Source organism: Streptomyces pseudovenezuelae (assembly GCF_001513955.1).
Taxonomy (GTDB): Bacteria; Actinomycetota; Actinomycetes; order Streptomycetales; family Streptomycetaceae; genus Streptomyces; species Streptomyces pseudovenezuelae.
Map to the genome: position 1 here is coordinate 173350 of NZ_KQ948150.1, position 14943 is coordinate 188292.

A 14943-nucleotide genomic window follows, 5' to 3' on the forward strand; every position below is an offset into this window, starting at 1 on the left:
CTCGCTTCAGTCACAGCGAGCGAGCCGCATTCTTGTCGCTCCTCACAACCTTCGTCAATCTTTCACGAGTTCGGCACGGAACAGCGTCCTGGCTTGCCTGTTCTGCCCTGATATCACATGGAGGACCGGCCCCGACCACTCCGTACGACTCGATGGGACAAGCCGTCTCCGGAGGAGATGAACAGGTGAGAATCGTCGTAACGGGTGCGTCCGGGTTCCTCGGACGGCTGCTGGCCGACGCGTTGACGCGAGCGGGCACCTTCGGCGGTGCGCCGATCGGCCGTCTGGTGCTGGTCGACCGCGTGGCCCCGCCCGGTGACCCGCACCGCGCGGGAACGCCCGTCCAGGTGGTGCACGGGGAACTGCCGGAGCACCTGGACGCCGTGTTCGCCGAGCCGGTGGACGTGCTCTTCCATCTCGCCGCCGCGGTGTCGGCCGAGTGCGAGGCCGACTTCGACCTCGGGATGCGCGCCAACGTGGACGTCACACGCGCACTGCTGGAGGCGGCGCGGGCGCAGTCCGCGTCGGGCGGGCCGGTCATGCGGCTGCTGTTCGCCGGCAGTGTCGCCGTCTACGGCTCCCACCCGGCCCTGCCGCTGCCCGCGGCGGTCAGCGAGACGACGGTGGCGGCCCCGCGGTCGAGTTACGGCACCCAGAAGCTGATGTGCGAGCAGCTGATCGCGGACTGCACCCGACGCGGCTTCGTCGACGGGCGGGTCGCCCGTCTGATGACGGTGGCGGTGCGTCCGGGAAAGCCCAACGCGGCCGCCTCCGGCTTCCTGTCCGGCATCGTCCGCGAACCGCTCGCGGGCCTGCCCGCCGTGTGCCCGGTCGATCCCGCTCTGGAGGTCGCCCTCTCCTCACCCCGGCGCACTCTGGAGGGAATTCTCCGCGTCGCCGAGGCCGAACGCGGCACCGGACCGGGCCGCCTGGAGGGCCCGCTGCCGGTCAACCTGCCCGGCCTGACCGTGTCCGTCGCCGACATGCTCGCGACCCTGCGTCAGGTCGCCGGTGACACGGTCGCCGACCGGGTCACCCTTGCTCCCGACCCGGCGGTCGAGGCGATCGTCGGCTCATGGCCGGCCGCCTTCGACCACCGGCGCGCCACCGCAATGGGACTCACCCCCGACCCGAGCTTCCGGTCGGTGCTCCTGGACTACCTCACCGATCACCCCGACGCCGTCGCCGCCCCGCCCCGCTGAACCGCGCCAACAGGTCCGCGGCGTCCGGGAGTTCGGTCAGCCGGGGAAGCGTCCCGTGGACCGCAGCAGCCAGCGGCGTTCGGCGTAGGCGAGGTCGTCGCGCCACAGCCGCGCCGCCCCCGCCGTCATCAGGCGGCGCATCAGGGGGGCCGCCGCGCGGGCCGCGGCGAAGCCGGGACGCGCGGAGGAGGCCACGACCGCCTCGACGACGGCGGTGCGTGGCCGGCCCAGCTCGTCCGGGCCGAGCGGGGTCGCGTGCGTCTCGACCACGGAGCCCCGGCCCTCGCCCTCGGTGATGCTCATGAGCACCGTCCGCGGTCCGGGCGTGGTGAAGACGGCCCGCACCGGCACGACCAACCGCCCGGCGACCTTGAAGGAGACGTCCACGGTGAACCCGTCCTCGCCCACCCCGCCGGCGTCGGGAGTGTCGACCACGGTCAGGTCCACGAAGGAGTACGGGTGGAACCAGGCCCCGTGCCAGGGATCCAGCCGGTTCGCCACCACGTCCTCCGGCTCGCAGATCCCCACCCCGGTGTAGACGGCGGCGACGGAGCGCGACAACCGCGGCCGGGACGGGACGGCCGGCGCCCGTGTCGGCGGTTCACCGCCCACCTGGTCCAGGCGGACCCACACCAGCACTCCGTCGTCGTACACGGGCAGCGGCTCCCAGCCGGCGAACGACCCGCCGTCCAGGGCCAGTCCGTGCCAGTGGCAGACGAGGGTCCCGCAGCGCACCGGACTGTCGGCGAGCGGTGCCCCCAGGTGCGGGCAGACGCCGGGCCCCGCGGCCAGCCGCCCGTCGGCGGTGCGCCACACCACCAGTTCCCGCCCGGCCACCGTCGCGGACAACGGTCGGTCGGCGCGAACGTCCCGACGGGCCCCGACGACGTACCAGTTGCCGGACGGTCGGGCCTCGGCCCGCTTCAGCGCCTCGGCGATCAGAGCCGGCCGGGCCTGCCGCCAGGTCGGTTGCTGCTTGTCCCATCGCACCGGGCGGTGCCGCAGGGAAAGCGGGTAGCGGGAACGTCCCGCGGGTCGCCGCGGCTTCATGCGATCCTCCGCAAGGGGGAAGTGGTGTCGGTGTCCGTGCCCGGCGCGGGAACGGCCCGCTCGTCGGCCGTCCCGTGCCGCAGCCGCGCCGCGCCCACCCGCACCAGTCCGTCGAGGGCCACCACGGCACGGCGCCGCCTCGGGACCACGGCTCGGCGCTGCACCGAGCGGTACTCGTCCGCGGCGACCGCGTCCAGGATTCCCCCGTACAGGACGAACGCGGTGCGGATGCACGGGCGCGAGACCGGGTCGAGCATGGCCAGCCCCGGGGCGGCCTCACGGTAGAGGGCGCGGGTCAGCCGCTCGAACTCCCGCAGGGCGGCGGTGATCCGGCGGTCGGGGCGTCCGGTGTCCCGGCTCCAGCGCAGCAGTTGCCGGTCCACGCCGTGCGCGGCCAGCAGGTCGGCGGGCAGATAGACACGGCCGCGGTCGAGGTCCTCGCCCACGTCCCGCAGGAAGTTGGTCAGCTGGAACGCCACACCCAGGGCCGCCGCGTGCGGGGCCGCCTCCTCACGCGGGACGACCGTGCCGAGCACCGGCAGCATCTGCAGACCGATCACCTCCGCCGAACCGTAGGTGTAGGTGCGCAGGTCGGCGTAGGTGGCATAGCCCGTGATGTCGAGGTCGGCACGCATCGCGGTCATGAAGTCGGTGAAGTGGCGGTGGTCGATGCCGTAGCGCAGCGCGGTGTCGGCCAGGGCGCTCACGACCGGTTCGGCGCTCTCGCCGGTACGCAGTCCCGCCTCCAACTGGTGCTGCAGCAGGGTCAGTTGTTCGGCCCGCTGGGCGGGGGTGGTCGTACCGTCGAGCGTGTCGACGATGTCGTCGGCCCAGCGGGCGAACCCGTACAGGGCGTGCACGGCCGGCCGGCGCGCCACCGGGAGCAGCCGGGTGGCCAGGAAGTACGTCCTGCCGTGCCGGGCGTTCAGCTGCCGGCACCGGGTGTACGCCTGGCGCAGCGCCGGATCGGTGACGCCGGCCGCGTCGAGTTCACGGTCGGTCATACCGGCCTCCGTTCCTGGGGTTCACGTACGGCGGGGCGCGGCCGGCCGGGGCGGGCGCCACCGGTGATGCGGGCCGCGGCGAGCTTGCCCGACAGCAGGACGGTCGGTACGCCGACGCCGGGGGTGGTGCCGCAACCGGCGAGCACGGCGTTGACCGTGCCGCGCACCAGGTTGCGCGGCCGGAACGGCCCGGTCTGCGCGAAGGTGTGAGCGGCGGAGAAGGGCGAGCCGGCCGCATGGCCCTGGGCCTGCCAGTCGGCCGGAGTGACCAGGCACTCCTCCTCGACGGCCGCGGCGATACCGTCCAGGCCGCGCCGCTCCAGTTCCGTGAGCAGGCTGTCGCGGTAGCGCGGGCCCAGCTCGCCCCACTCGGCCGCGTCGGGGCCCACGGCGGTGTTCGGGCAGGGAGCGAGGATGTAGTGCAGGTGGCGTCCCGGCGGGGCGAGGCCCGGATCGGTGGCGGTGGGGCGGGTGACGAGCAGGGACGGGTCGCTCATCAGGCGGCCGTGATCGGTGAGTTCGCGGAACGTCTGCCGCCAGGCCGCGCCGAAGGAGATGGTGTGGTGGGCCAGCCCGGGCCAGGTGCGGTCGGTGCCGACGTGCAGGATCACGGCGGAGGGCGAGAACCGCAGACCCACCGGCCGCCTCGGGGCGCGGCCCAGCAGCCGGTAGGTGACGGGCAGGTCGGGGGTGAGGACGACGGCGTCACAGGCGATCCGGCCGCTGTCGGTGATCACGGCCGTGATCCGTTCCCCGGAGCGTTCCAGGCGCGTGACCGTCTGCCCGAAGCGCAGGTCGGCCCCCGCGTCCTCGGCGGCGTCCGCCATCGCCCGGGGCAGCGCGTGCATGCCGCCGCGCGGGAACCAGACGCCCGCCACCGTGTCCATGTACGCGATGACGGCGTACGCGGCCAGGGCGCGTTCCGGTGCCACACCCGCGTACAGGGACTGGAAGGAGAACACGCGCCGCAGCCGCTCGTCGTGCAGGAACCGTCCGATGCGCGCGTCCAGGCGGCCGAACCCGCCGAGGGCGGCCAGGCGCGCGAGGTCCGGATGGAACAGCTGCAGGGGCGAGTCGAAGTCGGCGTCGATGAAGCGCCGCATCTGCACCCGGTACAGCCGCTCCAGCCACGCGCGCAGCCGGACGTATCCGGCGGCCTCGCGGGCCCCGGCGAAGCGCTCGATCTCCGCCTCCATCGCCTCGGCGCCGGTGTGCACGTCCAGGGTGCTGCCGTCGGCGAACCGGGCGCGGTAGGCGGGGTGCAGCGGCACCAGATCGACCCGGGCGGCCAGGCTGTCGCCCACGGCGGCGAACGCCTCGTCCGCCAGATGGGGCATGGTCAGGACCGTGGGCCCGGTGTCGAGGTGGTAGCCGCCGCGGACCGTCCGCCCGGCCCGGCCACCCGGTGACGCGTCGCGCTCCACCACGGTCACCCGGCGTCCGGCGCCGAGCAGGTGCAGGGCGGCCGCCAGCCCGGACAGGCCGGCGCCGACGACCACCACATGGTCGGTGCGCCCGGGAACGGTACGGGTCATCGGCCGGCCCCCTCGTCGGCGGTCGGCACGACCAGGGAGGCGGGGGCCGCTTCGCAGGCCACGCCGCTCGCGGAGCGCAGCAGTATGCGCAACTGCCGTGTGGGCTCGGGTTCGAGGGCCGCGGTGTCCAGGTGGCGCAGCCCCTGGGCCACCAGTCCGCGGATCTTCTCCTCCACGCTGTCGCGGGCACCGGTGGACGCGAACACCGCGCGCACCGCGTCGAGTTCGGCCTCGGAGGCGTCCGTACGGCCGAGGGTGTCGCGCAGCAGGTCCTGGGCGTGTCGGTCGCCCGAGGTCTCCGCCCGCGCGTGTGCGACGGCGGCGAGGTAGGTGGGCTTGCCGCTGCGGATGTCGCCGCCGGCGGGCTTGCCGGTGTCGCGCGGATCCCCGAAGGCGTCGAGGAGGTCGTCGCGCAGCTGGAAGGCCAGCCCGACACAGCGGCCCGCCGAGCCCAGGGCCCGGGTGGCGGCCGGCCCCGCGTCGGCCAGCGCCGCCCCCAGCGCGAGCGGGCGCTCCACGGAGTACCGGGCGCTCTTGAGGCGGGCGGCGCGGATCGCCCGGGCCGGGGAGCGCGCCGAGGTGGCCTCGCCCTGCACGTCCAGATACTGGCCGGCCACCATCTCGGTCCGCAGGGACCGCCACAGCTCCCGGACCCGCCGGGCGGTCGGGCGGGGCATCTCGGTGTCCGCCACCACGTCGTCCGCCCAGGCCAGGGCCAGGTCACCGGCGAGGATCGCGGCGGACTCCCCGAGGCGCTCGCCCTGACGCGTGTCGCACGCCCCCGCGTACTGGGCCGCCACGTCGGCATGCAGTGCCGGGCGGCCGCGGCGCACGCGCGCTCCGTCCATCACGTCGTCGTGGACCAGGGCACAGGTCTGGATGAGCTCCAGGGCGGCTCCGATCCGCAGCGCGGCCTGCGTCCGCCAGGGCTCGGCGCCGCCGCAGGCCCGCAGCGCCCACCACAGGAGGCGGGAACGGCCGAGTCTGCCGCCGCCCCGCGTGAAGCGGGCGACCCGCGCGGCCAGGTCCTCGCCGAAGAGCGGGTCGACGGCTTGGGCAGCGGCCAGCTGCTGGTCGAGCAGCTCGCCGAGCACCGCGCGCACGGCGTGGGTCACGTCCGCGTCCACGGCGCGCGGGTCGTCGCCGTACGCCGAACGGGTTGTCGGCGGGGAAGCGCGTTGGTGATCGCCCCGGACCTGGTCCGCCGGCTGCGCCGTCCGGCGGGCCGCAGCGGGGGAGACCTGCTCGGCGGTCGGGTGCGCGCACGGACTCCGGTCCGCGCGGTGGTCCTTTGCCACGGTGGAGCTCATGCCGGTTCCCCTCGTCGAGATCCTCGTGATCAGAGCTGGCGTCGTCATGACCGGTTCGCCTCGGGTGGCGGAGACGGATGCGGGGCGGCACGGTGAGGACTGGATCCCGCGGGTGCGTGACCCACCCCTCCTGGTCAATTCGATGCGAAGTCGATGCAAGTTGCCACCCCGGCGTGGAATCCGCAGGGTGGAGGAGCTGCGGTCGCTCTCGGCGACCACCAGGCTCAGCGGAGGAGTGACGATGACGACCGCACCGCGAACCGGCGGAGACATCGACGACAGCGATCTCGTGGCCGGGTTCCTCAAGGGGGACGAGGCGTGCCTCACGGCCGTTCACCATCGGTGGGGACCGCTCGTCCACGCCCTCGCCAGGCGCTCCCTGGGGGACGCGAGGGAGGCGGAGGACATCACCCAGCTGGTGTTCCTCGCCGCGTGGCGGGGCCGCGCCGGATTCGCCCCGGACCGCGGCACCCTGCCCGGCTGGCTCACGGGCATCGCCCGCCGGAAGATCGCCGACGCGCTCGCCGCCCGCACCCGGCGCAACGAACTCGTCGCCGCCGCCGGCGCCCAGCTGCTTCTGCGGGCCGAGGACGAGGCCGCGCTGCCGGAAGCCGCCCTGGACCGCGTCCTGCTCGCGGACGAGATGTCGCAGCTCCCGGCACCGCAGCGCCGGGTGCTCAACCTCGCCTTCTACGACGACCTCACCCAGACCCAGATCGCCGAGGTCACCGGCTGGCCGCTGGGAACGGTCAAGAGTCACGCGCGCCGGGGCCTGCGCCGCCTCGCCGGCCGGCTCCGCCAGGACGACCTGGTCGAGTGCGCCGCGTGACAACGACGCAGAACCGATGCGCGACACCCTCGCGACCGGCATCACCCCCGGCACGAAGCGGCCGGAACAGGTGACATCCGCATCCGGACGGGTACTGCGACCGGAATACCGCCGCAGGGCAGGGCGAAGGCGCGGAGGGAGTGGGCCGGACATGGACGAGGCGGACGTCGCCATCATCGGAGCGGGGGCCGCGGGACTGTCCCTGGCCCACCGCCTCTCCCGCCCCGCCCCCGGCGTGCGGCGTCCGTCCGTCGTCCTGCTGGACGCCCCGCCCGGCCCGCTGCGTCCGCCCCGGCGCACCTGGTGCTTCTGGGAGAGCGGCCGCGGACCCTACGACGCCGCGGTCACCCGGACGTGGCAACGCCTGCGCGTCCACCGGCCCACGGGCGAGCCGATCGAGCACGACATCTCGCCCCTGCGCTACAAGATGATCCATTCGGACGACTTCGAGTCCCTGATCGGGCACGACCTCGACCGCAGCGGACAGGTCCGGCGCATCGAGGCGACCGTCCAGAGCGTCGAAGGACTCCCGCGGGGCGCCCGGATCGACGCCCGTACGGCGGCCGGGCACCCCGAGTCCGTGCGGGCCCGCTGGGTGTTCGACTCCCGGCCGCTGGGCAGCCTGCCCGCGGCCCGTACGACCCTGCTCCAGCATTTTCACGGCTGGTTCGTCCGCACCGGCCGCCCGGTCTTCGACCCCGCCCGCGTGGAGTTCATGGACCTGCGCACCTCCCAGCCCGCCCAGGGCCTCTCCTTCGGCTACGTCCTGCCCACCCGCCCGGACCAGGCCCTGGTGGAGTACACGGAGTTCTCGCCGGCCGTCCTCTCCCCGGACGCGTACGACAAGGCACTGCACCACTACACCGGCACCGTGCTCGGCCTGGAGGACTTCGAGGTGACCGCCACCGAGACCGGGGTCATCCCGATGACCGACGCCAGGTTCGCCCGGCAGACGGGTCCGTCGGTCTTCCGCATCGGGGCGGCCGGCGGAGCCACCCGGCCCGCGACCGGCTACACCTTCGCCGGCGTGCAGCGCCAGACCGCGGCCGTCGCCGCGGCCCTGCGGCAGGGCCGGCGTCCCGTACCCCCCTCGCCCCACTCGCCCCGCGCCCGCGCCATGGACGCGGTCCTGCTGCACGCCCTCGACAGCGGCCTGGTGGACGGCGCGGACTTCTTCGCGCGGCTGTTCACGAGGATCCCCATGACCCGGCTCCTGCGCTTCCTGGACGGCGGCACACGCCCGCACGAGGACTTCGCCATCGGCCTGCGCACCCCTGTCCTGCCCATGCTGCGGGCCGCCGCGGAGGTGCCCCGGCTTCCCCGGCGCCCCTTTCCCGGACCGTGACCCGCGGTGCGGCCCGCGATCCCCGACGACCCGTACCAGGAGGCAGCGTGACCGTGCTGCGTGACGCGGACCTGGCCGCCGCGTTCGACCATGCGGCGGACAGTTACGACACACTCGTGGCCGCCAACCCCGGCTACCACGCCCATCTGCGCCGCTCGGCGCGCCGACTCGGACTGCCCCACCCGGGCACCGGACTGCGCGTCCTGGACCTCGGCTGCGGGACCGGCGCCTCCACCGCCGCGCTCGCCCGCGTGCTGCCCGACGCCGACATCACCGCCGTGGACGCCTCGGCCGGGATGCTGGACCGCGCCAGGGCCAAGCCGTGGGCGGGCAGCGTCAGGTTCGTGTGCGCCCCGGCGGAGGCGCTCGCCGAGGCGGACGTGCACGGGCCCTTCGACGCGGTGTTCGCCGCGTACCTCTTCCGCAACGTCGCGGACCCCGACGCCGTGCTGGACGCCGTCCACGACCTGCTGGCCCCGCACGGCCGGCTCGCCGTGCACGAGTACACCCTCAGCGGGCGGCCGCTCGACCGCGCCGTCTGGAGCGCGGTGTGCCGCGGCCTGGTGCTGCCCGTCGCCTCCGCCCTCGGCGACGGCGACCTGTACCGCCATCTCTGGTGCAGCGTCGTCGAGTTCGACACGGCCGACCGCTTCACGACCCGCGTTCGGGCCCGCGGATTCGACCACGTACGCGCCCTGCCCCTGCCCGGCTGGCAGACCGGCATCACCCACACCATCGTGGCCCGGCGCGCGGCCCTACGCGTGGGGGGTGGCCGGTGACGGCCGTGGGCGTGGGTCCGGGGCGGGACCGGCACGCCGTCCTCCTGCCTTGCCCGTCCGGGGCGACCCTGGTCGGTGAGCAGGTCGGTGAGCAGGTCGGTGAGCAGGTCGGTGGGCAGGTCGGGAGTACCCGCACCGCGATGACGGCGGGCCCCGGCCGGGGCTGCCGCGTCGCCCTCGTGCCCCTGTCGTCCGGGGCGACCCGCCGCAGGGCCACGACCGGCATCACCCGCACGGTCGTCGCTCGCCGCGTGGCCCGGCCCGTCGGGAGTGGACAGTGACGGCCGGGTCGGTAGGTCCCGGCCGGGACCGGCAGGCCGTCCTCCTGCCTCCGCCGCCCGGCGCGACCCGGATCGGTGGGCAGGCCCGGAGCACGGCCGTTGTCGGTGGTGGCATCGCCGGCCTCGCCGCCGCCACGGCACTCGCCGAACGCGGCGTGGAGGTGACGCTCTACGAACGCGAGGCCTACCTGGGCGGCCGCGTGGGCGGCTGGAGCACCGGCCTGTCCGACGGCACCACCGCGACCATGAGCCGTGGCTTCCACGCCTTCTTCCGCCAGTACTACAATCTGCGCAGCCTGCTGAGCCGGACCGATTCCCCTCCAGGGCGGCTCACCGGCCTCCCCGACTACCCGCTGCAACACCGCGACGGACTGCACGACAGCTTCCGCAGAGTGCCGCGCACGCCGCCGCTGAGCGCACTGGGCTTCGTGGCGCTGAGCCCCTCCTTCCGCTGGCGGGACCTGGTGCGCATGCGCCCCGCCGCGGCCCTCCCGCTGCTGGACGTCCGCGTCCCGGACGTCTACGCCCGACTGGACGGTGTCAGCGCGTACGACTTCCTCGAGTCCCTGCGCTTCCCCCCGGCCGCACGTCACCTGGCGTTCGAGGTCTTCTCGCGGAGCTTTTTCGCCGACCCCCGCGACCTCTCGGCGGCCGAGATGGTCCTGATGTTCCACATCTACTTCCTCGGCAGCTCCGAGGGACTTCTCTTCGACGTGCCCGACGACCCCTTCCCGACGGCCCTGTGGGACCCCCTCGCCAAACACCTCAGCCGCCACGGCGTCGACCTGCGCCTGTCCACCTCCGTCGAGAACGTCTCACCCACCCCGGACGGCGCCTTCACCGTCGCCACGGACAGCGAGGAGCGGCGGTACGACACCGTCGTCCTGGCCCTCGACACCGCCGGCCTGCGCTCCCTGGTCGGCCGCTCACCCCGGCTCGCCGACGCGGCCTGGCGTGAACGCGTCGGCCGACTGCGTACCGCCCCGCCCTTCCTCGTCTCCCGGCTCTGGCTGGACCGTCCCGTCGACGCGGGCCGGCCCGGGTTCCTCGGCACGGCCGGATACGGCTCCCTGGACAACGTCAGCGTCCTGGATCGCTGGGAGCAGGAAGCCGCCCGATGGTCCGCCCGCACCGGCGGCTCCGTGGTCGAGCTCCACGGCTACGCGTTGCCGGAGCACGCCGACCCCGACGCGGAGGCCCGGCACCTGATCGCACAACTCCGCAACGTCTACCCCGAGACCCGCGACGCGCGCGTCCTGGACGCCCGGCACGAATGGCGGCAGGACTGCCCCCTGTTCCCCGTCGGCGGATACACCGACCGGCCCGGCGTACGCACCCCGCAGCCCGGGCTGGTGCTGGCCGGCGACCTGGTGCGTACGGACCTCCCGGTCGCCCTGATGGAACGCGCCGCCACCAGCGGTTTCCTCGCCGCCAACGCCCTCCTGCAGTCGTGGGCGGTGCGGGGCCACCCGCTGTGGACCGTGCCCAACGGTGGCCGCAACCGTCTGCTCCGCACCCTGGCGGGCGGGCGCGCACGGGAACGAGAGGGGGCCTGAGCCCAGGTCCGGCGGCCACCGGAGAGCTCAAGGGCCCCACCAGGCCGCCGCCCCCGGCAAGCGGCGCCGGCGCCCGAAGGGCCCCCGCCGCAAGGCCGTACGGCGGGCTGAGGATGCCGTACGGCCCCTGCCGAGCGCGCCGCGGCGGAGCCAGCATCGACCCTTGGAAACGCCGTGACCCCGGCGGGCCGCACCTCACAGAACCCGGCCGTCGGAGGGGCCGCGCGGACGGCAACGGACGCAGGAGGGAACGGCCATGACCCACCGTCACGTGGTCGTCGGAGTGGACGGCTCGCTGATCGCCGTACGGGCGTTGGACCAGGCCGCGCAGGAGGCCGTACGGCGCGCCGCCGGACTGCACATCCTGTACGCGGTCTCCGATCGCGACGCGTCCGGACCGGTACTGGCGTCGGCCGCTGCACGGGTTCACGGGCGTCACCCCGAACTGCCCGTCACGACCAGCGCGGTCGAGAGCACCGCTGTGGAGTCACTCGTCCACGAGAGCGAGGAGGCGGCCCTCACGGTGGTGGGCACCCGAGGGCTCACCGGAGTCACCGGACTGCTGGTGGGCGCGGTCGGCCCGCGGCTGGCCGCACGGGCGCGCGGCCCGCTGATGGTCGTACGCCATGACCTTCCACGCGACCGGGGTACGTGCGCCGGGGAGCGGCCGGTCCTGCTGGCTCTCCAGGGCGACGGGGACACGGACGTCGCGGCCTACGCCTTCGAGGAGGCGGAGTGGCGTGGGGTGACGCTGCGTGTCGTGCACGCGACGCCCCACCGGCACCTCACTCCCCGCATACCGTCACCGCTTCCGGCGACAAGTCCCGGCCGGCGACGCCAGGTGCGGGGAGATCCGGCCGAGGAGGCCGTGCCCCGACTCGGCGTGGTCCGGCCGCGGGAGCAGCATCCGCAGGTGTGCGTGGACGCCCGCACCGGGCGGCTGAGTCCGGCTCACGCGCTGCTGGAGGCCACGCGAGAGGCGTCCGTCGTCGTCATCGGCACCCACCGGCACGTAGTCCCGCTCGGCCGACACCTCGGCCCGGTCGCTCGCACTCTGTTGCATCACTCGCACTGTCCTGTGGTGCTGGTTCCGACGCCCGGCGGCTGACACGGCGGCCTGAGCACCCCCGCTCCCGGACCCGGGCGGCGGCGTGTCCGCGCCGGCACGGAGCGCGCGGAGGCTCCGGCAGAGCCCACAGGGCTGTCCCACAGGCCGCGCGAAGGGCCGTTCGGGCCTGGTCGCGGGCCTGACGGTCCCTTGTGCGGAGGCGCGGAAGCACCAAGGCTGGAGCGCGGGCCGTCGCGCCGTCACCCCACACGCGGCGGCCGGAACTCTGCGATCAGGAGGCACGCGACGGTGTTGCAGTCGTCCAAGAGGAACCGCGCGGTGTCCCCGGCATCGGTGCCGGGGCGCGTGTGGCTGCTGCCGGCCCTGGCGACGGTCGGCTTCGCCGTGAACTTCTGGGCACCGACGTCCGCCAGACCCTCGCACGCCGCGCACCCACGGCAGTGACCGGCGGAATGGCGAGGACGCCCAGCGCGACGGGGCGATCACGCGCATGACGGAGTTCGTCCGCGGGTCCGGTTCGGCGGGGCGTGCCGCAGGACGCCGCTGGGCGAGGTACCCCGGTCGGCCACGGTCGAGGGACGGTCGGCCCCTCTCCGTAGCCGGACCGAAACCCCACTCTCGATGACACGCGGACTCGTCCGACGCCCGTGCGGGAGGAGAGCATCATGAACGGCGCATCTCTTGACGCCACGACCCTGGAAACCTGTCTGTCGGCCGCCGTGGCCGCGCCTTCGTTCTTCAACACCCAGCCGTGGCGCTACCGGCTGGACCCCGGCACCGTCACACTGGAGGTGCGCGCCGCCCCCGAGCGTGGCCTGCGGCACGCGGACCCCGCGGGACGCGCCCTGCACGTCTCGGTGGGAGCGGCCGTCTTCAACCTCCGGGTCGCCGTCGGCCACTTCGGCTGGGCGCCCGTGGTCCGGCTGCTGCCCAGCCCTGACGACCCCGGCCTGCTGGCCGCGGTGCGGCTGATGGCGCCCGCCCACCGCAAGGCGTTCGGGCACCGCCCGGACCTGTACGCGGAGATCTGGCGCCGGCACAGCAGCCGTATGCCCTTCTCCGGCCGCCCGGTGTCCTCCACCGCCCGCGTCGAACTCGCCGAGGCCGCACACACGGAAGGCGCCCTGCTCACCTTCCCCGACCCTCCGGAGACCGTACGCCTGCTGCGCGTGACCGCCGAGGCGGAGCACCGCAACCGTGCCGACACCGACCGGAGCTCGGAAAGCCGCCGCTGGCTGCACTCGGACGTGGGCGCCTCCGGGGGCGTGGGGCTGCCGGACCGCGTGCTCGGTCCGCAGGACGCGCGCGAACGCATCCCGATGCGTGACTTCACCGCCCAGCGGCACCCCGAACGGCTGCCCGCCCAGGACTTCGAGACCACTCCGGTCATCGCCCTGCTCACGACCGAACACGACCGGCGCGCCGACTGGCTGCGCGCCGGCCAGGCACTGGAACACGTGCTGCTGGTGGCCACCGCCCACGGTCTGCGCGCGTCCCTGCTGCACCAGCCGATGGAGTGGCCCGACCTGCGGCGCGACCTCAGCCCCGCGCCCGATCACACCGGGCACGCGCAGATGCTGATCCGTCTGGGCCACGGCCCGGAAGGTCCCGTCACACCACGGCGGGCCCCACAGGTGGTGACGGAGGCGCGCCACACCCGCTGACGACGCCGCCCGGCTCGGGAAGAGCCGTCCTGCCCGCCGGGTGGAGTCCGGACAGCCCATGCGGATGCCCGTCACTCGGCTCACGCTGGAGCCGTAGGGCAAGTCCAGCACCGGAGCGAAGGAGGAACGGTCATGAAGGGCCTCGTTTTCCACGGTCCCGGGCAGTCTGCCTGGGAGCAGGTCCCGGACCCCACCGTGCAGGACCCCACTGACGCCGTCGTCCGGGTCAAGGCGGTCACCATCTGCGGGACGGATCTCCACATCCTCAAGGGCGACGTGCCCGAGGTGGCACCCGGCACGGTTCTCGGCCACGAGGCGGTCGGCGAGATCGTCGAGACGGGCAGCGACGTACGCACGCTCCGGCCGGGGGACGAGGTCCTGGTCTCCTGCATCACCGCCTGCGGCCGCTGCCGCTTCTGCCGGCAGGGCATGTACGGCCAGTGCCTGGGCGGCGGGGGCTGGATCCTCGGTCACCGGATCCACGGCACGCAGGCCGAGTACGTACGGGTGCCCTTCGCGGACCTGTCCGTGCATCCGCTGCCCGCCGGGCTGAGCGGACAGGACGCCGTCCTGTTCGCCGACATCTTCCCGACCGCGTACGAGGTGGGCGTCCTCAACGGTTCCGTACGCCCCGGAGACACCGTCGCCGTCGTCGGAGCGGGTCCCATCGGACTGGCCGCGATCCGTGCCGCACAGCTGTACACACCGGAGCGGATCATCGCCGTCGACCTGGCCGACTCCCGGCTGGACGCCGCCAAGCGGCTCGGCGCCGACGCGGTCGTGGCCGTGCGGGACGATCCCGAACAGCTCGTCGCGGACCTCACCGACGGCCTGGGCGCCGACGTGGTCATCGAGGCCGTGGGTGTCCCGGAGAGCTTCGAACTGAGCACGCGGATGGTGCGTCCCGGCGGCCACGTGGCGAACGTCGGAGTGCACGGCAAGCCCGCCACCCTGCACCTCGAAGACCTGTGGATCAAGAACGTGACCCTGACGACCGGGCTGGTCGACACCTCGTCCACGCCCACCCTGCTGCGGATGGCGGCCGCGGGCCGGCTGCCCACGTCGTCGATGGTCACCCACACGTTCCCGCTGGACCTCATGGAGGAGGCTTACGACGTCTTCGGCCGCGCGTCCGAGACGGGCGCACTCAAGGTCGTGCTGGGCGAACCGCGCCACGACACCCTCGCCGTTCCGGCGGCCGCGTGACGTCTCCCAGCGCCAGGACCGGCACCGGGACCGGCCCCGGGCCGGAGTGTCTGGCGACGAGGCCGGTCACTGTGCCGACCGCAGGGACGGTGGACCAGATCCACTGGCCCGGC

The 14943-nt window shown here is 74.3% G+C and carries 13 protein-coding genes; 9 read left to right on the plus strand and 4 right to left on the minus strand.

The window, feature by feature from the left end; all coding sequences use genetic code 11:
- The first annotated feature begins 185 nt into the window (after positions 1-185).
- Positions 186-1202 (plus strand): D-erythronate dehydrogenase, encoded by a 1017-nt coding sequence (gene denD, locus AQI94_RS28830; RefSeq protein ID WP_031053266.1) that lies wholly within the window; start codon positions 186-188, stop codon positions 1200-1202.
- 36 nt (positions 1203-1238) lie between these two features.
- On the opposite strand, the gene AQI94_RS28835 is transcribed toward denD, so the two are convergent.
- The 4 genes from AQI94_RS28835 to AQI94_RS28850 are packed head-to-tail and all read right to left on the minus strand — an operon-like array spanning position 1239 to position 6101.
- Positions 1239-2252, minus strand: coding sequence for a DUF5914 domain-containing protein (locus tag AQI94_RS28835; RefSeq protein WP_062230014.1), 1014 nt, complete (start codon positions 2250-2252; stop codon positions 1239-1241).
- Positions 2249-3256 carry a phytoene/squalene synthase family protein gene (locus tag AQI94_RS28840; protein ID WP_031052917.1) on the minus strand — a complete coding sequence of 336 codons (1008 nt, stop codon included), beginning with the start codon at positions 3254-3256 and terminating at the stop codon, positions 2249-2251. The genes AQI94_RS28835 and AQI94_RS28840 overlap by 4 nt, the downstream gene beginning before the upstream one ends.
- Positions 3253-4791, minus strand: a complete 1539-nt coding sequence (crtI, locus tag AQI94_RS28845) for a phytoene desaturase family protein (protein ID WP_031052919.1) — start codon at positions 4789-4791, stop codon at positions 3253-3255. The genes AQI94_RS28840 and crtI overlap by 4 nt, the downstream gene beginning before the upstream one ends.
- On the minus strand, positions 4788-6101 hold the full coding sequence (locus tag AQI94_RS28850) for a polyprenyl synthetase family protein (RefSeq protein ID WP_062230015.1): 1314 nt from the start codon (positions 6099-6101) through the stop codon (positions 4788-4790). Before AQI94_RS28850 ends, crtI begins: the two co-directional genes overlap by 4 nt.
- 241 nt (positions 6102-6342) lie before the next feature.
- Between AQI94_RS28850 and AQI94_RS28855 the strand changes: the two genes are divergently transcribed.
- The 8 genes from AQI94_RS28855 to AQI94_RS28890 all read left to right on the plus strand — a co-directional run bounded on the left by AQI94_RS28855 (position 6343) and on the right by AQI94_RS28890 (position 14830).
- Positions 6343-6930: an RNA polymerase sigma factor gene (locus AQI94_RS28855; protein ID WP_037945342.1), complete on the plus strand. Its 588-nt coding sequence runs from the start codon at positions 6343-6345 to the stop codon at positions 6928-6930.
- A gap of 151 nt (positions 6931-7081) precedes the next feature.
- The gene (locus AQI94_RS28860; protein ID WP_031059842.1) at positions 7082-8275 is read left to right on the plus strand and encodes a lycopene cyclase family protein; all 1194 of its coding nucleotides are present in this window, start codon (positions 7082-7084) and stop codon (positions 8273-8275) included.
- Positions 8276-8322: 47 nt separating this feature from the next.
- Positions 8323-9054 carry a methyltransferase domain-containing protein gene (locus AQI94_RS28865; protein ID WP_031059844.1) on the plus strand — a complete coding sequence of 244 codons (732 nt, stop codon included), beginning with the start codon at positions 8323-8325 and terminating at the stop codon, positions 9052-9054.
- Positions 9051-9335, plus strand: coding sequence for a hypothetical protein (locus tag AQI94_RS28870; RefSeq protein WP_031059847.1), 285 nt, complete (start codon positions 9051-9053; stop codon positions 9333-9335). The genes AQI94_RS28865 and AQI94_RS28870 overlap by 4 nt, the downstream gene beginning before the upstream one ends.
- Positions 9332-10891, plus strand: coding sequence for an FAD-dependent oxidoreductase (locus tag AQI94_RS28875; RefSeq protein ID WP_031059852.1), 1560 nt, complete (start codon positions 9332-9334; stop codon positions 10889-10891). Before AQI94_RS28870 ends, AQI94_RS28875 begins: the two co-directional genes overlap by 4 nt.
- A 256-nt stretch (positions 10892-11147) precedes the next feature.
- Positions 11148-11999, plus strand: coding sequence for a universal stress protein (locus AQI94_RS28880; protein ID WP_031059853.1), 852 nt, complete (start codon positions 11148-11150; stop codon positions 11997-11999).
- A gap of 626 nt (positions 12000-12625) precedes the next feature.
- The gene (locus tag AQI94_RS28885) at positions 12626-13624 is read left to right on the plus strand and encodes an Acg family FMN-binding oxidoreductase (protein ID WP_031059856.1); all 999 of its coding nucleotides are present in this window, start codon (positions 12626-12628) and stop codon (positions 13622-13624) included.
- A 132-nt stretch (positions 13625-13756) separates the two neighbouring features.
- A complete protein-coding gene (locus tag AQI94_RS28890) occupies positions 13757-14830 on the plus strand; it encodes a zinc-dependent alcohol dehydrogenase family protein (RefSeq protein ID WP_062230016.1) in 1074 nt (357 codons plus the stop codon).
- The last annotated feature ends 113 nt before the right edge of the window (positions 14831-14943 follow it).